Source organism: Mesorhizobium erdmanii (assembly GCF_013170725.1).
Taxonomy (GTDB): Bacteria; Pseudomonadota; Alphaproteobacteria; order Rhizobiales; family Rhizobiaceae; genus Mesorhizobium; species Mesorhizobium erdmanii.
Window position 1 is genome coordinate 3286532 of the sequence record NZ_CP033361.1, and the last position, 24744, is coordinate 3311275.

22 protein-coding genes are annotated in these 24744 nt (G+C 64.0%); 13 read left to right on the forward strand and 9 right to left on the reverse strand.

Features of this window, described 5'->3' with window-relative positions:
* Positions 1–1026, reverse strand: a complete 1026-nt coding sequence (locus tag EB233_RS15925) for a LacI family DNA-binding transcriptional regulator (RefSeq protein WP_064988190.1) — start codon at positions 1024–1026, stop codon at positions 1–3.
* A gap of 195 nt (positions 1027–1221) precedes the next feature.
* Here EB233_RS15925 and EB233_RS15930 point away from each other — a divergent pair, with 195 nt between their 5' ends.
* From EB233_RS15930 to EB233_RS15950, 5 genes are all read left to right on the forward strand, one after another.
* Positions 1222–2253, forward strand: a complete 1032-nt coding sequence (locus EB233_RS15930; RefSeq protein ID WP_064988191.1) for a Gfo/Idh/MocA family protein — start codon at positions 1222–1224, stop codon at positions 2251–2253.
* Positions 2250–3158 (forward strand): sugar phosphate isomerase/epimerase family protein, encoded by a 909-nt coding sequence (locus EB233_RS15935; protein ID WP_064988192.1) that lies wholly within the window; start codon positions 2250–2252, stop codon positions 3156–3158. Before EB233_RS15930 ends, EB233_RS15935 begins: the two co-directional genes overlap by 4 nt.
* Before the next feature lie 114 nt (positions 3159–3272).
* Positions 3273–4280, forward strand: coding sequence for a substrate-binding domain-containing protein (locus tag EB233_RS15940; RefSeq protein ID WP_064988193.1), 1008 nt, complete (start codon positions 3273–3275; stop codon positions 4278–4280).
* Positions 4281–4367: 87 nt separating this feature from the next.
* Positions 4368–5165 carry an ATP-binding cassette domain-containing protein gene (locus tag EB233_RS15945; RefSeq protein WP_064988789.1) on the forward strand — a complete coding sequence of 266 codons (798 nt, stop codon included), beginning with the start codon at positions 4368–4370 and terminating at the stop codon, positions 5163–5165.
* Entirely contained in the window at positions 5162–6211 is a 1050-nt protein-coding gene (locus tag EB233_RS15950) for an ABC transporter permease (protein ID WP_064988194.1), read from the forward strand. The genes EB233_RS15945 and EB233_RS15950 overlap by 4 nt, the downstream gene beginning before the upstream one ends.
* 22 nt (positions 6212–6233) lie before the next feature.
* Here the strand turns inward: EB233_RS15950 and EB233_RS15955 are convergent, their stop codons facing one another.
* Positions 6234–8897, reverse strand: a complete 2664-nt coding sequence (locus EB233_RS15955; RefSeq protein ID WP_064988195.1) for an ATP-dependent helicase — start codon at positions 8895–8897, stop codon at positions 6234–6236.
* A 260-nt stretch (positions 8898–9157) separates the two neighbouring features.
* Between EB233_RS15955 and EB233_RS15960 the strand changes: the two genes are divergently transcribed.
* On the forward strand, positions 9158–11473 hold the full coding sequence (locus EB233_RS15960; protein WP_064988196.1) for a glucose/quinate/shikimate family membrane-bound PQQ-dependent dehydrogenase: 2316 nt from the start codon (positions 9158–9160) through the stop codon (positions 11471–11473).
* Positions 11474–11504: 31 nt separating this feature from the next.
* Here the strand turns inward: EB233_RS15960 and EB233_RS15965 are convergent, their stop codons facing one another.
* A complete protein-coding gene (locus EB233_RS15965) occupies positions 11505–11942 on the reverse strand; it encodes a hypothetical protein (RefSeq protein WP_064988197.1) in 438 nt (145 codons plus the stop codon).
* A gap of 79 nt (positions 11943–12021) precedes the next feature.
* Between EB233_RS15965 and EB233_RS15970 the strand changes: the two genes are divergently transcribed.
* The gene (locus tag EB233_RS15970) at positions 12022–12297 is read left to right on the forward strand and encodes a hypothetical protein (protein ID WP_155765290.1); all 276 of its coding nucleotides are present in this window, start codon (positions 12022–12024) and stop codon (positions 12295–12297) included.
* A 77-nt stretch (positions 12298–12374) separates the two neighbouring features.
* Positions 12375–13262, forward strand: a complete 888-nt coding sequence (locus EB233_RS15975) for a dienelactone hydrolase family protein (RefSeq protein ID WP_064988199.1) — start codon at positions 12375–12377, stop codon at positions 13260–13262.
* Between the two features lie 9 nt (positions 13263–13271).
* On the opposite strand, the gene EB233_RS15980 is transcribed toward EB233_RS15975, so the two are convergent.
* From EB233_RS15980 to EB233_RS32160, 3 genes are all read right to left on the reverse strand, one after another.
* Positions 13272–13718 carry a response regulator gene (locus tag EB233_RS15980; RefSeq protein ID WP_064988200.1) on the reverse strand — a complete coding sequence of 149 codons (447 nt, stop codon included), beginning with the start codon at positions 13716–13718 and terminating at the stop codon, positions 13272–13274.
* Positions 13715–14863 carry a histidine kinase dimerization/phosphoacceptor domain -containing protein gene (locus tag EB233_RS32155; protein ID WP_064988201.1) on the reverse strand — a complete coding sequence of 383 codons (1149 nt, stop codon included), beginning with the start codon at positions 14861–14863 and terminating at the stop codon, positions 13715–13717. The genes EB233_RS15980 and EB233_RS32155 overlap by 4 nt, the downstream gene beginning before the upstream one ends.
* A 309-nt stretch (positions 14864–15172) precedes the next feature.
* A complete protein-coding gene (locus EB233_RS32160) occupies positions 15173–15301 on the reverse strand; it encodes a hypothetical protein (protein ID WP_279626465.1) in 129 nt (42 codons plus the stop codon).
* Between the two features lie 89 nt (positions 15302–15390).
* Between EB233_RS32160 and EB233_RS15990 the strand changes: the two genes are divergently transcribed.
* Positions 15391–15870 (forward strand): Lrp/AsnC family transcriptional regulator, encoded by a 480-nt coding sequence (locus tag EB233_RS15990; RefSeq protein WP_081293931.1) that lies wholly within the window; start codon positions 15391–15393, stop codon positions 15868–15870.
* A gap of 29 nt (positions 15871–15899) precedes the next feature.
* Here the strand turns inward: EB233_RS15990 and EB233_RS15995 are convergent, their stop codons facing one another.
* Together EB233_RS15995 and EB233_RS16000 are read right to left on the reverse strand one after the other, a co-directional pair.
* Positions 15900–16097, reverse strand: a complete 198-nt coding sequence (locus EB233_RS15995) for a hypothetical protein (protein WP_015317249.1) — start codon at positions 16095–16097, stop codon at positions 15900–15902.
* 249 nt (positions 16098–16346) lie between these two features.
* A complete protein-coding gene (locus EB233_RS16000) occupies positions 16347–16826 on the reverse strand; it encodes a thioesterase family protein (protein ID WP_064988203.1) in 480 nt (159 codons plus the stop codon).
* 161 nt (positions 16827–16987) lie between these two features.
* On the opposite strand from EB233_RS16000, the gene EB233_RS16005 reads away from it, so the two are divergent.
* From EB233_RS16005 to EB233_RS16015, 3 genes are all read left to right on the forward strand, one after another.
* Positions 16988–18406 carry an FAD-binding oxidoreductase gene (locus EB233_RS16005; RefSeq protein ID WP_064988790.1) on the forward strand — a complete coding sequence of 473 codons (1419 nt, stop codon included), beginning with the start codon at positions 16988–16990 and terminating at the stop codon, positions 18404–18406.
* Positions 18407–18964 (forward strand): hypothetical protein, encoded by a 558-nt coding sequence (locus tag EB233_RS16010; RefSeq protein ID WP_064988204.1) that lies wholly within the window; start codon positions 18407–18409, stop codon positions 18962–18964.
* Between the two features lie 104 nt (positions 18965–19068).
* Complete coding sequence (locus EB233_RS16015; RefSeq protein ID WP_064988205.1) at positions 19069–19590, forward strand: hypothetical protein; 522 nt, start codon at positions 19069–19071, stop codon at positions 19588–19590.
* Between the two features lie 31 nt (positions 19591–19621).
* Here the strand turns inward: EB233_RS16015 and EB233_RS16020 are convergent, their stop codons facing one another.
* Entirely contained in the window at positions 19622–20605 is a 984-nt protein-coding gene (locus EB233_RS16020) for a Dyp-type peroxidase (protein WP_064988206.1), read from the reverse strand.
* A gap of 132 nt (positions 20606–20737) precedes the next feature.
* On the opposite strand from EB233_RS16020, the gene EB233_RS16025 reads away from it, so the two are divergent.
* Entirely contained in the window at positions 20738–24724 is a 3987-nt protein-coding gene (locus EB233_RS16025) for an AsmA family protein (RefSeq protein ID WP_064988207.1), read from the forward strand.
* The last annotated feature ends 20 nt before the right edge of the window (positions 24725–24744 follow it).

Here is a 24744-nt window from a genome sequence, read left to right on the forward strand (position 1 = left end):
TCAATCGCTGTCGCGCGCGACCAACTCAAGCGGCCAGACTTCGCGGATTATGCGCGTGCCTTCGGGGCCGGCGAAGGCCGGCAGCGAGGCCAGCAGCATTTCGGCCAGCCGCCGGCCCATCGGCTCCAGCGCCGGGCGAAAGGCAGTCAGCGCCGGGGAAAAATAACGACAGAGCGGCGTGTCGACGATGACAATCACGGCCATGTCATGGCCAGGCTTGATGCCCATCTCGGCCAGGGCCTTGCAGCCGCCAAGCGCCATGGCGTCATTGTTGAAGATGATTGCCGTCGGTGGGTCCTGCGAGCGCATGACCTCCGGCGTCACCTCGTAGCCGCCGGCCTCGTTGATGAAGCCATCGGCGATCAGCGAGGGGTCGACCTCGATGCCGTGCCGCCGCAAGGCCTTGCGATAGCCGTCGAGGAACAGATAACCGAAGTTGAGATCGTTCGAAGGGCGAATGGCGGCAATGCGGCGGTGTCCGCGCGCCACCAGGCGGTCGACGGCTTCATCACCCGCCCCCTCGAAATCGATATCGAGCGAAGGATAGGTGTCGTCGCCGGACTGACTTCTGCCAAGCGTGGCGAAGGGAAAGCCGGCCTTGCTGAGATAGTCAATCCGATCGTCCGCTCGTCGCGTGTTGGCCAACACGACGGCATCGACCAATCGTGTCTCAACCACGCGGCGCAACCGCTCCTGCTGATATTGGCCGGGCTCACCCATGACGACCATCAGATCGAGGCCGTGCTCGGCAAGCTTCGCCTGTAGCCCGATCAGGAAGGGGATGAAGAACGGTTCGCCATATTGCTGGTCGCCGGGGTGCGGCTGCAGCATGAAGGCAATGGAGTGGGTGGCGCCCTGCCTGAGACTGCGGCCGGACTGGTTGGGTGAGTAGTTCAGCTTTTTGGCGGCGTCGAGCACGCGCTGGCGGGTGTCGGCGTTGACGTCGGCGCGGCCATTCAGCGCCCGTGATACGGTGCCGATCGAGATGTTCAGGTGACGCGCGAGGTCATGGATGGTGGACGCCAAGGACAGTTCTCCCCCGACCTCTGGCTAGCACCGGCTGCCACTCAGGCCAAGACTTACAGACGATTTTTCAAGGCAGCCAATTGACATTCTACGCTATCGGGTGTGTTCTCGTAAACGTTTACGGAAAAACGTTTACGGCGATGCCGTGAATGCCGTGACATTCGGCCGGGAGGGGCCGGACGGGAGGAACGCCGGATGATGAAAGTCGTCCTCGTCGGCTGCGGCGCGATGAGCAGGCAGTGGCTCGATGCCGCGAGGCAGATCGACGGTCTCGCCATCGTCGGGCTCGTCGACCTCGACCGCGAACGGGCGAAGACGAGGGCGCTCGAATACAATCTCACCGACGCCGTCGTCGGCACCAGCCTCGACGCGGTGCTCGACCAGACCAGGCCTGACATGGTGTTCGATGTCGTGGTTCCGGCCGCCCGCCGTGAGGTCGCGCTTTCGGCCTTTGCCCATAATTGCCATCTCTTGACCGAGAAGCCGCTGGCCGACAGTCCGGAGAATGCACGCGCCATCGTGGAGGCTGCGCGAAGCGCAGGTCGCTTGCATGCCGTCGTCCAGAACCGGCGCTATGTCGCCAATGTCCGGCGCATCCGCCGCTTTCTCGACTCCGGCGCCATTGGCAGGGCGACCAGCATCCACGCCGACTTCTTCGTGGCGCCGCATTTCGGCGGCTTCCGCGAGGAGATGGCGCATGTGCTGTTGCTCGACATGGCGATCCACACATTCGATGCCGCCCGCTACATGGCCGATGGAGAGCCGGCCGGTGTCTTTTGCCAGGAATGGGAACCGGCCGGTTCCTGGTACCGGCAGGGATCGTCGGCAAGTGCCGTCTTCGATCTCGGAGGCGGCAAGGTCTTCACCTATGCCGGCTCCTGGTGCGCCGACGGCTTCCGCACCAGTTGGGAAGGCAGCTGGCGCATCGTCGCCGAGCGCGGCAGCCTCCTCTGGGATGGCCATGATGCGTTGAAGGCGGAGGTCGTGGTGCCTGGCCGCGACGGGATTTTCGACAAAACCCAACCGATCGAGGTGCCGCCGCTCGATCCTGCCGATCGCGTCGGCGGCCATCTCGGCCTCATCAGGGATTTCATCCACGCCATCGAGACCGGCACCGAGCCGGAGACGCGCGGTGCCGACAACATCAAAAGCCTGGCCATGGTTTTCGGCGCCATCGAAAGCGCCGAGACCGGCCGGCGCGTGGCGATTGCAAGGGAAGAACCATGATGCCAAACCCGCTTCTCGACATCCGTATCGGCACCATGGTGCGGGCCAATCTCGACGATCCGGCCGCCTACATCAAACAGATACTGCCGCTCGGTTTCGAGAGCATCCAGCCCTTCTTCTGGCAGACGTTGGATGGCAAGGATTTGCCGCGACTTGCTGGCCAGATTCGCGAGGCGATCGGCGATGCCGACGTCATCGTGTCCTCGCTCGGCGTGTTCGGCAACCCGCTGGAGAGCGGCGAGGTCGATCGCGGCGTGCTCGCGGCGTGGGAGACGGTGATCGACAATGCGCATCTGTTCGGCGCTTCCACGGTCAGCGGCTTCACCGGCCGTATCCGCGGCAAACCATTGACCGACAGCTTGCCGCGCTTCCGCGAGGTGTGGGGGCCGCTGGCCAAGCGCGCCGCCGACAAGGGCGTGCGCATCGCCTTCGAGAACTGCGCCATGGACGGCAATTGGGCCGCCGGCGACTGGAACATCGCCCACAATCCGGATGCCTGGGAGCTGATGTTCAACGAATTGCCCGACGACAATCTCGGGTTGGAATGGGAGCCCTGCCATCAGCTGGTCTATCTCATCGATCCGATGCCGCAGATCCGCAAATGGGCGCCGCGAATCTTCCACGTCCACGGCAAGGACGCGACGGTGCGCTGGGATGTCATCCGCGAGCACGGCGTGTTCGGCCGGCTGCCTTTCGTGCAGATGCGCACGCCGGGCTTCGGCGACAGCGACTGGACGCGGGTGATCAGCGAATTGCGGCTGGCCGGCTACAAGGGCGCCATCGATATCGAGGGCTGGCACGACCCGGTCTATCGCGGCGATCTCGAAATTACGGGCCAGGTGCGGGGGCTGGAGTATCTCAAGCAATGCCGGGGAGGTGCGAGCTACCTGCCAAACCCGAATTGAGGCCAGATTCGACGTGAGAAGCGGCCGGCGGGAGGAGCCGGCCGTCACATGCCAATGCCAGCAATCGTCAACAGCCCCCTCGGCTGACGAGGGAAACAATGGGAGGACAAGTGCATGAGCATCGCGATCAGAACGACATTTGTGCGCACGACCGTCATGGCGGCCACCACGGCGCTTTGCGCCGCCGTCTCGACCTTGCCGGCACGGGCGCTCGACGCCCAATGGTGCAAGGATGTCCATATCAGGTTCTTCGTGGGCGGCGCCGAGGGCGACGCTTTCGGCACCATCGTCTATAATGGCGCCAAGCAGGCGGCGGCCGATCTCGGGCCGAAGGTCGACTACATCTTCTCGGGCTGGGACGTCGAAAAGATGGTCCAGCAATTGCGTGAGGCGGTCGCCGTCAAGCCCAACGGCATTGCCATGATGGGCCATCCCGGCGACGCCGCGATCATGCCGCTGGCCGAACAGGCGCATAAGGACGGCATCAAGATGATGTATCAGAACGTGCCGGTGCCGACGGTCACGGCGGCGTTTGGCGGCGGCTATGTCGGCGCCCAGCAGGAACAGCAAGGCCGCGCGCTCGGCGCCGAGGCGTTCAAGCTGGCCGGGCTGAAATCTGGCGACAAGGCGATCATGATCGGCCCGTTCGAGAACGAAAGCCGAGGCGCACGCGAGCGTGGGACCGTCGCGGCATTGAAAGAGGCCGGCATCGATGTCGTCCAAATCAATTCCCAAACCGAGTGGGCTGCCGATCCGAATTTGGCGATCCCATTGATCACCGCCGCACTGCTCAACAATCCCGGCGTCAAGGCGGTCGGTTATCCCGGTGGGCAGATGCTCGGCAATGTGCCGACCTATATGCAGGCCGCGGGGCGCAAGCCCGGCGATATCTTCAACTTCGGCTTCGATACCAGTCCGCAGATCGTCGAGGCCTTCAAGGGCGGGTGGGTGCAACTGACCGCCGACCAGCAACCGTTCATGCAAGGCTATCTGCCGATCCTCAGCCTTTGCCAGCAAGTGGTTCTGGGCCTGTCGCCGATGAATGTCGACACGGGCGCCGGCTTCGTCACGCCGCAGAATTACGAGATCGTCTCAGAGCTCGCCAAGCAGGCGTTGCGCTGACCTCCCAAGGCTGCCGGTCGGGCCAGGCCCGGCCGGCAGGACCGCCGGCGAACATGCCGGCAAGCGACAATGAAAAGCGAGGATCCGATGGCCGAACGCATCATCGAACTGCGCGACATCAAGAAGTCCTACGGTCAAGTCTATGCTCTGGGCGGCGTCGATCTCTCGGTTGACCGCGGCGAGGTGGTGGGCCTGATCGGCGACAATGGCGCCGGCAAGTCGACGCTGATCAAGATCCTGTCCGGCGTCGTCAGGCCGACCAGCGGCGACATCCTCGTGCGCGGCAGACCGGTGAGCGGTTGGAGCGCGGCGCGCTCGCGCGATGCCGGCATCGAAACGGTGTTCCAGGACCGGGCGCTTGCCGTGCAGCAGACCATCGTGCGCAACATCTTCATGGGCCGCGAACTGACCGGCTTCATGGGCTGGCTGAAGGTCAACAAGGAGATCGAGGAGGCGAGCCGGCTGATGCGCGAGATCGGCTTCACCTCGAAAGTGTTCACGCCGCACTCGATCGTCGGCCAGCTCTCCGGCGGCGAGCGCCAGGGCGTGGCCATCGCGCGCGCCATCTACAAGCAGGCCGAGCTGATCATCCTCGACGAGCCGACGACGGCGCTGTCGCTGACCGAGACCGCCAAGGTGTTCCATTTCGTGCGCCAGGTGCGGGCGAGCGGCCGCTCGATCCTGTTCATCGGGCACAACATCCATCATGTCTTCGAAATCGCCGACCGTTTCGTCGTGCTCGACCGCGGCAAGGTGGCGTTGACCACCGACCGCAGCGCGGTCAAGTCGGCGGAAGACCTCATTCACTTCATGGAGGACATCGCGCATCCCGGCGGCTTGCCCGGCCTGCGCGAAGCGAGCGCAGCGGAGCAGGGAGCACGATGAGCAAGGCCATGGAACCCGATCTGCAAAATCCCTTCGGAGACGTGCGCGCGGCAGTGGAGGGCAAGGAATGGAGACATCCCGCCAGTCACGGGCTGCGCGGCTTCGTCCTCGACAACCGCGCCTCGCTCGGCACGCTCGCCGTGTTCATCGTCATGATGGCGGTGTTCATGATCGCCAACCCGACCGTGTTCACCACCTGGTATCTCTACAGCTCCGTGCTGACGACGCTTCCCGTTGCGCTGTTCGTGGTGGTGCCGCTGGTCTTCGTCGTCACCTGCGGCGAGATCGATCTGTCGTTTCCGGCGACGATGGGTTTTGCGTCCTGGGTGTTCGCGCTCGTGGTGCAGGCAGGCTACGATCCGTTCCTCGGCATCGCGGCGGCTGTTCTCACCGGCATTCTGCTCGGCTTCCTCGTGGGATCGCTGGTCGTCTATGGCGGGCTGTCGTCGCTGATCGCCACGCTCGGCATGAATTTCCTGCTGCGCGGCCTGATCCAGATCATCAACGAGGGCAAGTCGATGGCCCTGACCGGCCTTGCCAACAGCCCGGCCTACAAGATCTTCTCCAGCCAGGTTTACGGCGTTCCGGTGCAGATCTTCTGGGCCATCGCCTTCGTCGTGCTGTCGGCGATGCTCTACAACAGGCACCGTTTCGGTGCGCAGGTGAAGGTGGTCGGCGACAATCCCGACAGCGCCAGTCAGATGGGCATCGACGTCAAACGGGTGCGGGTGAAAGTGTTCGTCTTCGTCGGCATCGGTGCGGCCATCGCCGGCTGCTTCTCGGTGATGATCAACTTCACCTGGTGGCCGACGGCGGGCGACGGCTATCTGCTGCCGGTGCTGGCCTCGGTGTTCGTCGGCGGCACCCCGACCTGGGGCGGCATCGGCACCGTGGCCGGCGGAGCCATCGGCGCGGTCACCGTGTCATTCATCCAGACCGGCGTGGTAGCGGCGGGCCTCAGCGGCTTCTACGTGCAGTTCTTCAACGGCCTGATCATCATCCTGTCGCTGCTGGGGCACAAATGGAACCAGGCGCGGTACAGGTGAGGGGCAGCCACTAAAGGCTGACTCACACTGCCGCGACAAACCCGTCCAGCACACGCTTCTGGCCGGCTTTGTCGAAGTCGATGGTCAGCTTGTTGCCTTCGATGGCCGAAATGTTGCCGTTGCCGAATTTCTGGTGGAAGACGCGGTCGCCGACAGTGAAGGCCGAAGGCGTGTCGGAGACGGATTTGGCGACCAGTTCGCCGTCGATGGTGCGGCCTTTCACGCTCGTGCGGCCGGCGCCGTATCCGGAGTCGGTCTCGCCATAGCCGATGCGCTCGACCTGGTGGCCGGAGCGCGTGCCCCAGTTTCGATCGGTCGCTTCGGTGCGGTTGGCCTGCGCGCGCTGCCAGCCCGGCGTCGAATAGGTGTTGGAGAAGGCGCCGGATTTTTCGCTTTCAGCACCGACATTGTCGAAGCGCGAGGCGCCATACGGGTTCTGCCGCCCGCCACGACCGGAGGCGAAGGAGCCGCCGCCATAGGAATTGCCGTAGCCGCCATAGGAATTGCCGCTTTCGGCGATCTCGACATGCGATTCCGGCAGTTCCTCAAGGAAGCGCGACGGGATGGTCGACTGCCAGAGGCCGTGGATGAGGCGGTTGGAGACGAACCACAGATGCAGGTTCTTCTTGGCGCGGGTCAGGCCGACATAGGCCAGCCGGCGCTCTTCCTCCAGCCCGGAGCGGCCGCCTTCATCGAGCGCGCGCTGATGCGGGAACAGGCCTTCCTCCCAGCCGGGCAGGAAGACGGTTTCGAATTCGAGGCCTTTCGCCGAATGCAGCGTCATGATCGAGACGGCGTCCTGTCCGGCATTCTGCTCGGCGTCCATGACCAGCGCCACATGTTCGAGGAAGGAGCGCAGCGATTCGTACTCCTCCATCGAGCGGATCAGTTCCTTGAGGTTCTCCAGCCGTCCCGGCGCCTCGGCCGAACGGTCGTTCTTCCACATGTCGGTGTAGCCGCTCTCCTCGAGAATGGTCTCGGCAAGCTCGGTGTGCGGCTTGGTTTCCAGCGCCTTTTGCCAACGTTCGAAATTGGCAGCCACTTCGCGCAGCGCGGCGCGCGGCTTCGGCTTCAGTTCATCGCTTTCGGCGAGGTTGGCGGCAGCCTCCAGCATCGGGATGCGCAGGGCGCGCGCGGTGTCGTGGATCTGGCGGATGGTGGCTTCGCCCAGGCCGCGCTTCGGCACATTGACGATACGCTCGAAGGCAAGGTCGTCGGTGCCGTTGGCGACGACGCGGAAAAAGGCCAGCGCGTCGCGAATTTCCAAGCGCTCGTAGAAACGCGGGCCGCCGATGACGCGGTAGTTGAGGCCGAGCGTGATGAAGCGATCCTCGAAGGCGCGCATCTGGAAAGACGCACGCACGAGGATCGCCATGTCGTTGAGATTATGCTTCTGGCGCTGATACGCCTCGATGGTCTCGCCGATGGCTCGGGCTTCCTCCTCGGAATCCCAGGCGGCGTGGACATTGACCTTGCCATCCTCGGGGTCGTTGCGGTCGGTGAACAGCGTCTTGCCGAAACGGCCCTCATTGTGGGCGATGAGGTGGGAGGCGGCGCCCAGTATGTGCGCGGTGGAACGGTAGTTGCGCTCCAGCCGGATGATGGTGGCGCCGGGAAAATCCTTGTCGAAGCGCAGGATGTTGTCGACCTCGGCGCCGCGCCAGCCATAGATCGACTGGTCGTCGTCGCCGACGCAGCAAATGTTGACCTTGTTTTCGCTCACGGGCTGTTCCGCGCCTGCCGGCGCGGGCCCTCCGCGCGGGCCTCGCAAGGGTTCGGGCGCCCGGTCGGGCTTGCGGCCTTCGGCCGTGCGCACATCTGTCGACGTCGAGTTGTTACGTCCTGAATCCGGCCGTTGCGCGAGCAGGCGCAGCCACATGTACTGGGCGGTGTTGGTGTCCTGGTATTCGTCGACGAGGATGTATTTGAACCGCCGGTGGTAGTCCTTCAGCACGTCCGGATTGGCGCGGAAGATGCGGATGGGGTGGCACAGCAGGTCGCCGAAATCGCAGGCGTTCAGCGTCCGCAGCCGCTCCTGATAGGCTTTGTAGAGCTCGCGGCCCTTGCCGTTGGCGAAACTGCGGGCGTCGCCCTCGGCGATGTCGGCTGGTCCCTGGCCCTTGTTCTTCCAGCCGTCGATCATCTGCGCGAACTGCTTGGCCGGCCAGCGCTTGTCGTCCAGGCCTTCGGCCTGGATCAACTGCTTGATCAGCCGCACGACGTCGTCGGTGTCGAGGATGGTGAAGTCGGATCTCAAACCGGCAAGCTCGGCATGACGGCGCAGCAGCTTGACACCGATCGAGTGGAAGGTGCCCAGCCAGGGCATGCCTTCGACATTGCCTTCGCCGATCAGGATACCGATGCGCTGCTTCATCTCGCGCGCGGCCTTGTTGGTGAAGGTTACGGCCAGGATCTGCGAGGGGAAGGCCTTGCCGGTGGCGAGGATGTGAGCGATGCGGGTGGTGAGCACACGGGTCTTGCCGGTGCCGGCGCCGGCCAGTACCAGAACCGGGCCTTCGGTGGTCTCCACCGCCAGCCGCTGCTCGGGGTTGAGCCCCTTCAGATAATCCGGCGCGCCGTTATTGCCGCCGCGGGCAGCCATGGCGCGCGCGGCGATGCCCGACGGGGCCGTGAGCCGCGCATTGGGTTCGTCGAAAAAGGGCATGTCTTCGGAAAAGCCGGACATCTTCCCCCCGAATGTAGTGATTCGGGAGGGAAAGACCAGAAGCGTCTACGTTTTGTTCCCGGTAAAGTGGCTTATCCGGCCACCTTGGCACGCATGATGATCAGGCCGCCGCGCATTTGCGGCGGACCGGCAGCCGCATCCTCGGCTCGTGGCCCAAGCTTGACAGGCGAGGCAGGCGGGAGAAAGCTGTGCGCCGGGCGGCAACGGTGCATCGGCCGCCTATGGCCGCGTGAGCGCGCAACAGTCGAAGGAGTATCATCTTGGCTGTCACCATCACCTCCCTGATCCTTTGCCTCATCGGCCTGGCGCTCGGCGCCGGCGGTGTCTGGTTGGCTTCGCTGGGTGGCAGCTGGTACTACATGATCGTCGGCCTGGCGTTCCTGATAGCCGCCTGGCTGCTCTATCGCCGCCGTTCCACGGCACTGTGGCTCTACGCGGCGATCGTGATCGGCACGCTGGCCTGGGCGGTGTGGGAAACCGGCTTCGACTGGTGGGAGCTCGGTCCGCGCGGCGGCATCATCGTGCTGGTGGCGCTGTGGCTGCTGACGCCGTGGGCGAGGCGAGGCCTTGCCGGTCCCGACGGGCGCGCGCCGCTGATCCTGGCTGTGCTGGCATCGGTGGCGGTGGCCGGCTATTCGATGACCACGGACCCGAAGGACATCGCCGGCGCGCTCGACACCGACAAGGTGATCCCCAACGCCAATCTCGGCAACGACGTACCGGCGGGCGAATGGCACTTCTATGGCCGCACACAGTTCGGCCAACGCTATTCGCCGCTCGACCAGATCACGCCGGACAATGTCGCCAACCTACAGCCTGCCTGGACCTACCGCACCGGCGACGTGAAAGGGCCGGACGACGTCGGCGAGACCACCTACCAGGTGACGCCACTCAAGATCGGCGACACGCTCTATATCTGCACGCCGCACAATTTCGCCATTGCCGTGGATGCAGCCACCGGCAAGGAAAAATGGCGTTACGATCCCAAGATCAAGCTCGACAAGGATCGCCAGCACCAGACCTGCCGTGGCGTATCCTACTATGCCGATGCCGCCGGCGCCGCCGGGCAGCCCTGCGCAACCCGCGTCTATCTGCCGACCTCGGATGCGCGGCTGATCGCGCTCGATGCCGCCAGCGGGCAGGTCTGTCGGGCCTTCGCCGAGGCCGGCACGCTCAACCTTTTGACCAACATGCCCTATCCGAAGTCGGGCTATTATTACTCGACCTCGGCGCCGCTGATCGCCGGCGGAAAAATCATCGTCGGCGGCGCGGTCAACGACAATTATTCGACGCAGGAGCCGTCCGGCGTCATCCGTGCCTATGATGCGAGCAGCGGCAAACTGCTTTGGAACTGGGATTCCGGCAATCCAGACCAGACGACCCCGCTGCCGGCCGGCCAGACCTACACCGCCAACTCGCCCAACATGTGGTCGACGCCGAGCGCCGACGAGAAGCTGGGCCTGCTCTACGTGCCGCTCGGCAACCAAACCCCGGACCAGCTTGGCATGGGCCGCAGCGCCAATGTCGAGAAATTCTCGTCCTCGATCACCGCGCTCGACCTCAATACCGGGCAGTTGAAATGGGTGCGGCAGACCGTGCATCACGACCTTTGGGACATGGACGTGCCGGCGCAGCCGAGCCTGATCGACATCACCAGGGCCGACGGCTCCGTCGTGCCCGCTCTGGTCGGGCCGACCAAGCAGGGCGATCTCTATGTGCTCGACCGGCGTACCGGCGAGCCGGTGATCGCGGTCAAGGAAGTGCCGGCGCCCGGCGGCGCCATCGAAGGCGACCACACGTCGCCGACCCAGCCGGCGTCGGACCTCTCCTTCAATCCGAAGCCACTGACAGGTGCCGACATGTGGGGCATCACCATGTTCGACCAGCTGGCGTGCCGGATCGAATTCCAAGGCCTGCGTTATGAGGGTCGCTATACGCCGCCTTCCGTACAGGGCTCGCTGATCTATCCCGGCAATTTCGGGACGTTCAACTGGGGTGGCGTGGCGGTTGATCCGGTCCGGCAGGTGATGTTCGGCATGCCGACCTATCTGGCGTTCAAGTCGCAACTCATTCCGCGTGATCAGGTGCCGCCGCCGGACGAGGGGCGCGGCAGCGAGCAGGGCCTCAACCGCAACGAAGGCGCTCCCTATGCGGTGGTGATGGGACCGTTCCTGTCGCCGCTCGGCATCCCTTGCCAGGCACCGCCCTGGGGTTATGTCGCCGGTGTCGATCTCAGGACCGGCGAAATCGCCTACAAGCACCGCAACGGCACCGTCTACGACATGACACCTCTACCGCTGCCGTTGAAGGTCGGTGTGCCCGGCATTGGCGGGCCGATGATCACCGCCGGTGGCGTCGCTTTCCTGGCAGCTGCGGTCGACGACTATCTGCGCGCCTATGACCTGACGACGGGCAAGCAGCTCTGGCGGGCGCGGCTTCCGGCTGGCGGGCAATCGACGCCGATGACCTATACGGTCGCCGACGGGCGCCAGTTCGTGGTCATCGTCGCCGGCGGCCACGGCTCGGTCGGCACTAAGCCGGGGGATTACGTGATGGCTTACGCGCTGCCCAAATAAAGGGTGGCGTTGCCTGGAGGCAAATTGTCGATCAGCCAAGCCCCAGATGGCTCTTCAGGCTCGGCACGGAGCCGAGGACCTGGTTGGTCAGATCGGGGCCGGCGGCTGCTTCGGCCTGCTGGACCAGTGTGGCGCCGGCTTTCTGGATTTGCGCCATGTCCAGACCGGATGCCTTGAGGGCGGCGAGGCCGTTGACCAGGGCGCCCGCCTTTTCGCCGAGAACGCCGCCAAGCGCGCCTTGCAGCGAAGACAGGAAGCCGCCGCCACCGCCGGCAGGGGCGGCGGCCATGACGTCATATTTCTGCGCCAGCGCATCGGCGCCCGGAATCTTGGCGAAGAAGGATGAGGCGCTGGTGCCGTCCGCCTCGTGCTCGAGCACCGAGAAAATGGTGCCGACGACTTTTTCCGTCGTTGCCTGGTCGAGGCCGGCCTTCTGCGAAACCGTGTTCACGATATCCTGTACGTCCATGACTTCACCTCAACCTTGGGTTTTCGTGTTTGCCGGATGGCGCTGGCGGCTGCTAGCCTGGCGGCTGGGGACCTTGACCATGGACTTCCGGCTCACGGCGAGAACACTCGCGCGCATCGCCAGAATGGCGGCCGCGGCGACCATGAAGGCGGTTGCCAGGATCGGCGACGTCATCGTCATCGGCACTATTCCTTTCATATCAAGCTTTTCAAGGCCGTGGCCGCGCCATGGAGCAGGCCGGCAATCAGTTTCCGCTACTATTGTGGCAGCGCCATCAAGATTTGTCGCCGATGACTTAAATGTGATGATGACGGCCGCCGCTCGTCAAGGGAAGGCGAGCCTCACCGACCCGTGACTGGACCATGCGAGGCTCGCCCCTATCTTGCGAGCGGCAAGGATAAACGTCGAGACACCGCGATCGAGGAGTGCGCCATGTCGAAATGGACTGGAAAACCGGTCATCACCCAGGCGATGATCGACGCCTATGACGAATACACGCATCTGACGCTCGATCGTCGCCGCTTCATGGAACAGCTGACCAGGCTTGCCGGATCGGGTGCGGCGGCGGCGGCGATCGCGCCGATGCTGGCGGCGAATTCCGCCCAGGCGGCGATCGTCGCGGAAAGCGATGCCCGGGTGAAAGGCGAGGACATCAGCTATGCTGGCAGCGGCGGCGAGATGAAGGGCTACCTGGTCAAACCGGCGGACCAGACCGGCAAGCTCGGCACCGTCATCGTTATCCACGAAAACAGAGGGCTCAACCCGCACATACGCGATGTCGCCCGACGCGTGGCGCTGGAGGGGTTCGTGGCGCTTGCACCGGATTTCCTGTCGCCGCTCGGCGGCACGCCTGATGACGAGGACAAGGCGCGCGACATGTTCACGAAACTCGATCCGGCGCAGACTGTCGCCAACGCCGTGGCGACAGTCGCCTTCCTCAAGGCCGACAAGGACGGCAACGGCAAGGTTGGCGCCATCGGCTTCTGCTGGGGCGGCGGCACGGCCAACATGCTGGCCGTCAACGCACCAGACCTCGCCGCCAGCGTCGCCTATTACGGCATGCAGCCAAAGGCCGCCGACGCGTCGAAGATCAAGGCCGCCTTGCTGTTGCACTATGCCGGCCTCGACGATCGCACCAATGCGGGCATCGACGCCTTCAAGAAGGAACTCGATGCCGCGCATGTCGAATACACCGTCTATGTCTATGAAGGCGCCAACCATGCCTTCAACAACGACACGTCGGCGGCGCGCTACGACAAGAAGGCTGCCGACCTCGCCTGGGGCCGGACGATAGCGTTCCTCAAGGAAAAACTTGCTTGAGGATCACCGTCAGGTGGCTGGTGCCCAGACCGTCTCGAAGGCCGGCGACAAGGTGAAGCCCGCCGGGCGTTCCGACGTAGGCGGCGGGCGCCGCACCCCTTCCTGCAAATAGCGCAAGGCGGAGGTGAATCCGTTCATTGTGTACGGTTTGGCAATGACGCCGATCGCGCCGGCGAAATGATCGGGAATGCGCTTCGGATTGGCGGTCATGAAGACGACCATCGAGTTCTTCCTGTCGCCGATATATTCGGCGACGTCGACGCCGGTCGGGCCGTCGGTGAGATGGATGTCGACGAAGGCGATGTCGGCCCGCGTGGAATCGACCATGTCCTTTGCCTCGGCAAGCGATGTCGCCCAGCCGACGACACTGTGCCCGGCGTCCTCGACAAGGCTTTCCAACTCCATGGCCAGCAGCGCCTCGTCCTCGACGATCAAGACCTTGAGTGGTTCAATCATGACTGGTTGCCTTTTTGCTGAGGGCCGTTGGGCATCGAGATGACCACACGGGTGCCGGGACCGGCATCGCGCCACTCGATGTCGGCGCGCAGTTGGCGGGCAAGCGACTTGATAAGCCGCATGCCAAAGGAGGCGTCACCATTGGCATCGGCCATGCCGACGCCGTCATCGGAGACCTCGATGTTCAAGTGGCCGTCAGGCTGGCTCATCTTGATGCCAATCCTGCCTGACCTCGTTCCATCCGGCTTTTCCTTGAAGGCATGCTTCAGCGCGTTGGTAACGAGTTCGTTGACCATCAGCGCTACAGGCGTCGCCTTCTCGGCCGGGATGACGATCGGCTCGAGATCGAGTGTCGGGCTGATTTCCGAACGCCCTGAAGCCGTGAGCAGGTCGGAGATGAGATCCCTGGCGAAGTCCGAGACGTCGAACTTGCTGACATCCTTGGACTGGTAGAGCCGACGGTGCACGGTGCTGAGTGCCTCGATGCGTTCAAGCATCGTGCTCAAAGAGCGTTTCAGGTTCTTGTCGCTTGCGGTGCGGCTTTGCATCAGGATGAGGGAAGAGATCATCTGCAAGTTGTTCTTCACGCGATGATCGACCTCGTGCAGAAGCGTGGTCTGCGCCTCGAGCGCTGCTTCGAGTTCCGCCGTGCGTTCTTTCACCGCCTTTTCGAAGCGGTCCTTGTCCGCGGTAATGCGATGCTCCGAGCGCTTGCGGTCCGAGACATCGAGCTGTGAGGCGAAAAAGAACTGCAGTTCGCCTTTGTCGTTGGAGACCGGGCTGATGTAGAGCGCGTTCCAGAATGTCGATCCGTCCTTGCGATAGTTCAGGATGTCGACGCTGAGATCGGCTTCGCCCGAGATCGCATCGCGTATCTGCGCGATGGCGGACTTATCGGTTTTCGGCCCCTGCAGAAAGCGGCAGTTCTTCCCGATGACCTCGTGGCGCTCATAGCCCGTCAGCCGCAGGAAGGCGTCATTGGCGAAGACGATCGGGTTATCGGGTCGGCGCGGATCGGTGATGATCATCGACATGCGCGTTGCGCGGATGGCCGCCGCGAAGGGGTCGCCCTTGCCTTGCTCGGCATGAAGGTCGTCGGTCATGTGCCATGCGCCGGCCGGTTCCCTGGTTCTTTTCCAATCCATCGCGTCGCTCCAAGCCTTTTTTCGTGGGGGGAAAACGGCTCGGAGGCGGATTTGGTTCAATCTCGAATGCCCTGTCGCAGTTCGTCGCAGGCGGGGAACCAACGGGCGACTTTTGCAAGAGATTGAGGGGAAAGGAACTTCCTGGCTTCTGCCGGCAGCCGCCGGCTTGTGGAGGGCAACGCCCGCGATGACCAGTGCGATGCCGGGTCAATCGGTCAGGCCTGCAATTGGCGCCGCACGACGCGAACATCTGTGGCGCGGTTGCTATGCGCAGCCTCCTCATGGGTGCGCCGAGATGCGGGAACAGCATCACGGCACAGGCCGGCCGAGATAGAAGATGGCGCCGAGCCCGAACCAGACATGGAGCGGCCATCTTGCCGCCGGGCTGGCGGATGCGGGCGCAGGGTAGAGATCAGATGCTTGCGTCTGATCGTTCATCGGACCAGTATCGCAGGCGATTTCCCCGCTTCATATGGAAGATGGCCAGACGCTGTGACAATTCCGCTATCAGAAGCAAGGAGTTTTCATTGAAACGCCTTCGAACAGAAAAAGCCGACCTCGATGCGGCTGATATGAAGATCCTGCGTCTGCTGGAAAAGGATGCGCGCGCCAGTACGGCGGAGCTTGCGCGTGCGGTCGGCCTGTCGGCGCCGAGTGTCGCCGAGCGCATCAAGCGGCTGCAGGAAAACGGCGTGATCGAAGCCTATTGCGTCAGGATCAACCCCGCGACCCTCGGCCTTACGCTATCGGCGTGGCTGCGCATCCGGCCGGTGCCGGGGCAACTGTCCGTGGTGGCCGGGATCATCCGTGAGTTGCCGGAGATCGTGCAATGCGACCGGGTGACAGGCGAGGACTGCTTCATCGCGCTGGCGCATGTCGGCTCGATGACCGAACTCGAACGGGTGATCGACCGGATCATCCCCTATGCGATGACCAACACGGCCATCATCCAGTCGTCACCGGTGATGGCGCGCTCGCCGCTATCGGCGGTGAAGCGATCGGTGTGAACGGCGCGATTTGATTGGTTGCCCGATGATCAGGCGTGGCCGCGCTTCAGGCGGGCGCGCTTCAAGATGCTGCGCCAGCGGATCATGTCGAACGGGATCGGCTCGTTGTTGTTGGCGATGTGAAAGATCTCGTTGTCGACGTTCTTGAGCGAACGCCAGAAATCATAGTCCGATATGCGCGGATCAGCGGCCAGCCTGTCCACCTCGACCTTGATGTCGGTTTTCATGCACGTCCCTCGAACCGGCTTCGCCCTGCCGCCCGTAAAACAACCCAGTGCGGACGTTTTCGACCGCTCCGCTGAGTCGTTCAACGGCTCAATTGGCTTGTTCCCGTTAAAACCTCGGTAAGGTTAATGCGGGGGCGAGGCGGCTTCAAGCACCGGTGCCGGCGGATTTCAGCGTTTGGCGATTTTGAATTGCCGGTGTGGCTTTGAGGTCCGGCCGTCGCTGTCGACGGGGGAGAGACGGGCGTCGGCTTATTTGCGTTTGATGCCGATCGAGCGGCCGGCCCGCTCCGGCATCGGCAGCACCGAATGTGCAGCGCGCATGGCTTCGACCTTGGCCAGCACATCGCCGGGGAAGGGCGCTACCTTCGGCCCCGACATGTCGACGTGCAGCGACAGGGTTTCCGAAGTGGCGGCGAGCCAGCCATCGACATGGCGGATTTCCTGATAGGCCCTGAGCCGCTTCTCGTCATGGTCGATGAGTTGGAAGGAGACAACGACCTTGTGGTCCAGATGCAGTTCCTGGACGTAGCAGACATGGACTTCGGCGGTGTAGATGGTGAGGCGGCGGTTCTTCACGTAGTCCAGTCCCATGCCCATCGCCTCGAAGGCCTCGTCCGAGCAGCGGTCGAACAGCACGTTGTAGTAGGCCATGTTGAGATGGCCATTGTAATCGATCCAGTCCTTCTCGATGTCCATGGGCTTGGAGACGAAGGGGGCGGGGATGGGCATCGAAACTTCCTTCTGGCGCTGGACAGGGCGTGGCTGCTGAGGTCCTTTGTTGTGGCGCAATTCCGGAGGGAAAACCGCTTCACACTTTTCCTGGAATTGCTTTAGGCATCATCCATAGCTGCATGACAAGCGTGGACGCTGGTCCATTCGCGGAGGAATTCATGGCCCTGAGCGACCTCAATCCGGTCGAACGCAACGAGGAAGGCATCGCCGCGGTGCTCGGCATCCTCAAGCAACGACTGGGCGAGCGTTTTCAAACCGGCCAGGCCATTCGCTCGCAGCATGCCCACACCACCACCTATATCCCGACGCAGGCGCCCGATGGCGTCGCTTTCCCCGAGACGACCGCCGAGGTGCAGGACATTGTGCGCGCCTGCGCGGCGCATCGCGTGCCGGTCATCGCTTTTGGCGTGGGCTCCTCGCTGGAAGGCCACACCAACGCGCCGGGCGGCGGCATCTCGGTCGACACCTCGCGCATGAACCGCATCCTTGCGGTCAATCCGCAGGATCTCGACTGCACGGTCGAGCCAGGCGTGACGCGCGAGGATCTGAACCGGCATCTGCGCGACACCGGCCTGTTCTTCCCGATCGATCCCGGCGCCAATGCCTCGCTCGGCGGCATGGCGGCGACCCGGGCCTCCGGCACCAATGCGGTGCGCTACGGCACGATGCGCGAGAACGTGCTGTCGCTGACGGCCGTCATGGCCGATGGCGAGACGGTAACGACCGGCAAGCGGGCGAAGAAGAGCTCGGCCGGCTACGATCTGACCCGGCTGCTGGTCGGCTCGGAGGGTACGCTCGGCATCATCACCTCGCTGACGCTGAAGCTGCAAGGCATCCCGCAGGCGATCTCCGGCGGCGTCTGTCCGTTCCCAAGCGTCGAGGCGGCCTGCAACGCCGTCATCGCGACGATCCAGATGGGCATTCCGGTGGCGCGCATCGAACTGGTCAACGCGTTGCAGATGCGGGCGATGAAGACCTATTCCAAGCTCGACTACCCTGAGAGCCCGTGCCTGTTCGTCGAATTCCATGGCAGCGACGCCGGCGTTGCCGAGCAGGCCGAAACTTTTGGCATGATCGCCGAGGAAAACGGCGGCGGGCCGTTCCTGTGGACCAGTGTCGCCGAGGAACGGACGAAGCTGTGGAAGGCGAGGCACGACGCCTATTGGTCGTCGCTGACGCTGCGGCCGGGCGCCAAGGGACTGTCGACCGATGTCTGCGTTCCGATCTCTCGCTTTGCCGAATGCGTCACCGAAACCGAGGCCGATATCACCGAGATGGGTCTGATCGCGCCGATCGTCGGCCATGCCGGCGACGGCAATTTCCACGTGCTGGTGCTGATGGACGTCAACGATCCCAAGGAGATAGCACTGTCGGAAAAATTCGTCGCGCGGCTCAACATGCGGGCGATCGCCATGGACGGCACCTGCACCGGCGAGCACGGCATCGGCCAGGGCAAGATCGGTTTCCTGCGTAGCGAACTAGGCCACGGCGTCGACATCATGCGCACCATCAAGCAGGCGCTAGACCCGCTTGATATCATGAATCCGGGGAAGATTTTGCCGGGCGCCGGCCATTAGATGTCGACCGGCGAGACCCTGCAGCCGATCGACATCCCGCCGTCGTCGGCGGGCGCGCCACTTCCTCATGTGTTTGCGGATGAAGGCAAGCTGCTCGTTGCCTACATCGCCAATGCTCCGGATCCGTCATTTGACGGTACAAATCCGCGCTCGGTTTCGCTACTAACAGGCAAGCAGTCGGTCGCGATCCTGACGGCAGAGCCCTATCTGGCATTTCAGTTCGGCCCGCCGAACGATGAGGCTATCAGCGGCCACCGTCTCTATGCGCTGGGCCTGCGGCCTTACGAGGCATTTGAAATCCTCAACTCGTCGTGGATCGCATCCCTGGAAAAGGCAAATCGGGTTCATTCGTCCCACACGTCTGAACTGTTTGCAGGCTATCGGCATTTCATCCTGACGTTCCATGATTCGACACTTGAGTTCATTGCAGAGCGTTTCTCGATCAACCTCCACGAGGGGGCGCTTTTGACCGTGCTCATGGAGACTGTTGGACACAGCCTCCCAATGCAGCGCGTCAGACAGGCCCGTTTTCTCGACAGGCTTTGGCGACGCAATTGATCCCTCGGGGGATTCTCGCCGCCTTGACCACGCCGCCATTCGGGCCGACGCTCCTCCGGCAGCAAGCCTGTAACAGAGAGGTTTGCCAGCCGAGGAGGACTGTCATGGCCATTTCACGCAAGGAAGAAGCGCGCGCGCTGGGCGCCGATGAGAAGGAACTGGTCGAGAAATCGCACCATCCGGCAGTGCAGGAGCTTTCCGACGCCGACCTTTCCGGCCTGGTCAAGCTGCTGCGCGAGCGGCGCGACAAGGCGCAGACCGAAGCGCATCGCCGCCGGCGTGAAATACGCGGCAAGGGCGCGGCGAAGGGCGCTGCGCCCTCGAAGGCTGATGGCGGTTCGCAGATGAAGCTCGCGGTGCTGGCGAACGCGATGCGACGGCTGAATGGCGAGGCCGAACGGCGGCGGCAACTGGCGGCCCGCATTTCGCTGGTCGGCAATGCGCGCAAGGCACTGGCCTTGAAGCAAAATGCGCCGGCTGACGGTCCCGCGCTCAATTCACGGACGGCTCACAAGGGCATGCGGGCGGTCGCCAACGAGCGGGCGCCGAAGCTGGTGCGGCCGGCGGAACTCGGCCGGCAGCGCAAGGCGGGCAAGGTGGCGCAGGCCAAGCGCGACGCACGCTGAGGTTCAGCGGATAAGTGTGGTCAGTCGCCGATTACCGTGCGGCGGGAAGCTGCCTCTGCGCGCCCTCGACAAGGGCCTGCAGCATGGGGCGGGTCGGCGCGAAGAAGGTTGTGCCCGTGTGCGGCGTGGAGAAATCGAGAAGCCGGTCATAGGCGCCCGGCGGGTCGCCGACATACATGCGCTGCAGCATCTTTTCGGTGACCCAGAGATATCTGGAATAGCCGATGAAATAGGTGCCGAACTCATTCTGCCCGGGCCGGCCGAACGGCATGTTGTCGCGCAATATGTCGTATTCGTTGCCGTCGGCATCCTCGATGGTGGCCAGCGACTTGTGCGATTTGCGCGGCGCGTCGTCGTCGATTTCGATGTTGTCGATCTTGGTGCGGCCGATGATCGCCTCCTGCTCGGGCGTCGGAATGCGCGCCCAGGCCTGCATATCGTGCAGATATTTCTGGACGACGACGTAGCTGCCGCCGGCAAAGTCGGCATCCTCGTCGCCGACCAGCGCCGAGGCGGGCAGGTCGAGGCCGGTGGGATTGGCGGTGCCGTCGACGAAGCCGAGCAGGTCACGGGCATCGAAATAGCGAAAGCCGGTCACTTCGTCGACGACGGTCACATCAGGACCGAGCCTGTCGAGCAGGATACGCTCGAGCTCGAAGCACATATCGGGCCGTTCGGCGCGGATGTGGAAGAGGAGGTCGCCCGGGGTCGATGGCGCCGAATGGGCCGCCCCCTTGATCGGCGCGAATGGCTTCAACTCCAGCGGGTGCCGACCGGGGCTGAGACGATCCCAGAGATCGCGGCCGATGCCCGAAATGCACGACAGGCGGCCGCCAAGGTCGCGGAACCCGACGGTCTTGACCAGATCGTCAAGCTCGCCCAGCACCGAACAAACCTTGGCCAGGGCCGGCTGATCCGCGGCGACGGTGACGACCAGGAAAATCGCCGACTGCGAGAGCGGAGCATCGACGCTCTGCGCGTCGATCGGCACGCGGTCCCAGTTCTTGCCCGACATCCGAGAATCTCCGCTTTTCCCGGATTTGTTTCAGATAGCCCGGGATGACGCAATACAGGATGAATTGCCTCTTTATCGACACGCGGATGCAGGTAGAGTGCGGCAGAAATTCAATCAACCCGTTCGGAGCTGATGCTCGCACGCCTGTTCGTGATCTTCGGTGGCTTGTTCGTGCTGGTGCTGTGCGCGGCGCTGGTGGTGCCGTATTTCGTCGACTGGACCGGCTACCGCGCCGAGTTCGAGCGCGAGGCAAGCGCCATCCTCGGTCGCAAGGTGACCGTGCAGGGCGATGCGACGGCGCGGCTGCTGCCGTTCCCGTCGGTAACCTTCTCCAATGTCGCGGTCGCCGGCGGCCCCAACGGCCAGCCGGCGATGACGGTCGAAACGTTTTCGATGGACGCGGAACTGGCGCCTTTCCTGCGTGGCGAGGTGCTGATCTTCGACATGCGGCTGGTGCGGCCGAAGGCCACGATCGACATTGCCGCCGACGGAACCGTCGATTGGGCGATGCGGCCGTCCACGCCCGTCGATCCCGGCCAGATCTCGATCGAGAAGCTGACGGTGACGGAAGGGCAGATCGAACTGCGCCACGCCGCCGGCGGCCGCAGCCATATTTTTTCCGAGATCAACTCGACCATTTCGGCGAAATCGCTGGCCGGTCCCTGGCGGATGGATGGCACGTTGCGGCTGGACGGTTTGCGCACCACGGTCGCGGCATCGACCGGCAAGGCCGAACCCTCGGGACAGATACGGCTTCGGGTGCGCGCCGATCCCGATGCCTATCCGCTGGTTATCGAAACCGACGGCAATGCCGGCATCGTCAACGGCGCCGCTCTCTATTCCGGCCAGTTCAAGATCTCCGGCGCCGACAAGAACAGCGCCGAATTGCGCGGCACCGATGGCGAGACGGTGAAGGTCAGCACCGGCAAGCCCGATCCGGGCTTTCGGCTGAATGGCAAGTTCTCGCTCGACCACCAGAAGCTTGGTGTCGACGAATTCCGTTTCGAGACCGGACCACTCGACAATCCCTATACCGCCGACGGCAAGGCCTCGGTCGATCTTGGCCAGCAACCGAGCTTTGCCATCGAGGCCAATGGCGCGCAGGTGCAGTTCGACGAGGCGGTGGGCGCCGAGGCCGGCGCCGGCCTGACGCTCGACCAGCGCATTGCCGGGCTGGAGCAGACGCTGCTCGACCTGCCGAAGCCGACGATACCCGGAACGGTCGAGGTCAAGTTGCCGGCGGTGGTGGCCGGCGACACCACGGTGCGCGACGTGCATCTCTCCGCCGAACCGGTCGAAGGCGGCTGGAAGATAAAGTCGCTTGCCGCGACGCTGCCCGGCCGCACCACGCTGGAAGCCGATGGCATGCTGGTGCTCAACGTACAGAGCCATTTCGACTTCACCGGCTCGCTGCTGCTGGCCGTGGCGCAACCTTCGGGTTTTGCGGCGTGGCTGTCGAAAGATGTCGACGAGGCGATCCGCCGTCTGCCTGCCGCCGGCTTCAAGGCCAAGGTCGATCTCTCGCAAAACCATCAATCCTTCAGCGATCTCGAACTGATCCTGGGCAAGGCGAAGTTTTCCGGCCGCATCGATGCCAGCCAGCCCGACGAGGCCAGGCCATCGGTGCTGATGCGGCTCGAAGGCGGCGAACTCGACGTCGACGGGCTGGCGGCCTTCGCCTCGATCTTCGTCAGCGACAAGGGCGCCAACCGGTTTGCCGACAGCGATCTCGATTTTCAGATCAAGGCCGGCCCGGTCAGCGCCGGCGGGCTGACCGCCGACACGGTCGATACCGCGCTCAGGCTGCGCGACGGGCTGCTGGAGGTCGACAGGCTGTCGATCGGCGGACTTGCCGGCGCCTCGATCAGCGCCACGGGCCGGGTCAAGGATTTTCCGGCGAGCCCGACCGGCAAGCTCGATGCGTCGGTTGTCGCGGTCGACTTGAAGCCGCTGATCGACGTTGCCGCGCAGCATTATCCCGACAATGCGGTGCTGAAGGGGCTTGCCAGCCGTGTCGCCGCCTATCCGGACCTGTTCCAGGATGCGCGCGTCGATGTCGTGGCCAGTGCCGCCGACAATGGCGATGGCACCACGGGCCTGGCGGTAAGCGGACAGGGCAAGGCCGGTGGCTCGGCCTTCTCCGCCTCGCTGTCGGGAAAGGGCGCGCCGGACAAGCTGCTCGACGCGCCGGTGACGGTGACATTCAACGCCAGGAACCCGGACGCCACCGCGCTGCTGGCGCTTTACGGCCTGCCGGCGCTGCCGCTCGGCATGTTGGGTGAGGCGACCACAGATATTCAGGCCAAGGGCACGCTTGGCGGTGGCATGGCGACGACTTTCAGCCTTGCCGGCAATGACTTCAAGGCCGGCTTCGAAGGCACGATCGCCGATACGCCGCAAGGTCCCGCCGCCAAGGGCAAGATCAACCTCGATGCCGCCGACATCGAACCCTGGCTGATGACATCGGGCATCGGCTTGCCGGGCATGGGGGCGGGCATGTCGACCTCACTCTCAGCGCAGGGTGACTATGGCAACGGCCTGCTGGTGCTCAACAATGTCAGCGGTGCGATCAACGAGGCGGCCGTCTCGGGCGACGTCAACATCGACGCCAAGAACGGTGTGCCGCATCTGGCTGGCGCGCTGGCGCTCGACGAACTCGACTTCGATCCGATGGCGGTGGCGCTGTTCGGCGATTCCGCCTTTCTGGCCGACAAGAATGGGGCAGACAAGAGTGCGAGCGACAAGGCTGGCGCGTGGCCCGCCGCTCCGTTCAGCCAGAAGTCCGGCCTGCCGTTCACCGCCGATCTCGACCTGACGACGGCAGCCCTTGCCGCCGGGCCTTTCGCCACCGCCTATGGTGCTTCTTTTTCGCTGGAAGTCGACCAGGAAGGCATCCGTGTTTCGGACCTCAAGGCGAAACTTCTCGGCGGGGCGCTGACCGGCCTGTTCGAGTTGAAGAACAATGAGGGCACCGGGCTTTTCACCGGCCAGATGAAACTGGCGGGTGCCGATCTGACAAATGTGCTGCCGGACGCCGGCATCAACGGCTTGGGCGATTTCTCGACGACGCTGTCGACCAGCGGCAAGTCGGTCGACGCGATGATCGCCGCCCTGTCGGGGTCCGGCACGGCGACGCTCAAGGGCTTACGGATCGACGGCGTCAATCCCGATGCGTTCGGCGCCTTGCTGGCCAAGGCGGATGCGATCGGGCGCGACATCGACGCGGCCAAGACCGCGGAGTTCGCACCCGCCATTGCCGCTGATGGCAGCTTTGCCGCCGGGGATGCCGACGTCGCCTTCACGATTGCCGGCGGTACGCTGCGGGCGCCGCCGATCAGTCTCGAAAATCCGGCGGCGACCTTATCCGCCGACATCACCGCCGATCTCAACGCGAGCACGGTGTCAGCCAAGGGCGCGATCACCTACAAGCCAGGTGACGAGGCTTTGGTTGGCTCCGAACCCGTCATCAATTTCACCGCCGAAGGGCCCTTCGGTGCCGTCAAACGGCAGTTCGACAGCGAGCCGCTGGCGCAGTTCCTGACCCAGCGCGCGCTGGAAAAAGAACAGCAGCGGGTCGAGGCGATGCAGGCCGCGCTGCTCGAAAAGCAGCGGCTGCGGCGCGAGGTGCGCTATTACGCGGCCTTGCAGGATGCACGTGACAGGGCGGCAGAGGAACTGCGCCAGCAGGAAGAGGCGGCGCGGCTGAAGGCGGAGGCGGATGCCAAGGCGAAAGCCGAGGCTGACGCCCAGGCGAAAGCCGATGCCGATGCCAAAGCTCAGGCTGAGGCCGAAGCGAAGGCCAAAGCCGATGCCGAAGCGAAGGCCCAGGCGGACGCCGACGCAAAGGCGAAGGCCGATGCCGATGCAAAGGCCGCGGCGGAACAGCAGGCCGCCGACGAAGCCGCCAAGGCGCAGGCCGAGCAAGAGCGGCAAAAGGCGGAAGAGGCGATGCGCATCGCCACGCAGGAAAAGGCCAGGCTGGAAGCTGAGCGCAAGGCGGCGCAACAGGCGCCGAAAGTGGAGCGCGCGCCGCCGCCGGAGGCCAACGACAATCCGCCGCCCGCCAAGCCCAAGGCCAATCCGTTCACGATCGACAATTTGTTGAAGTCGCTGCAGTAGGCAGCAGGGCAGCCTTCTCG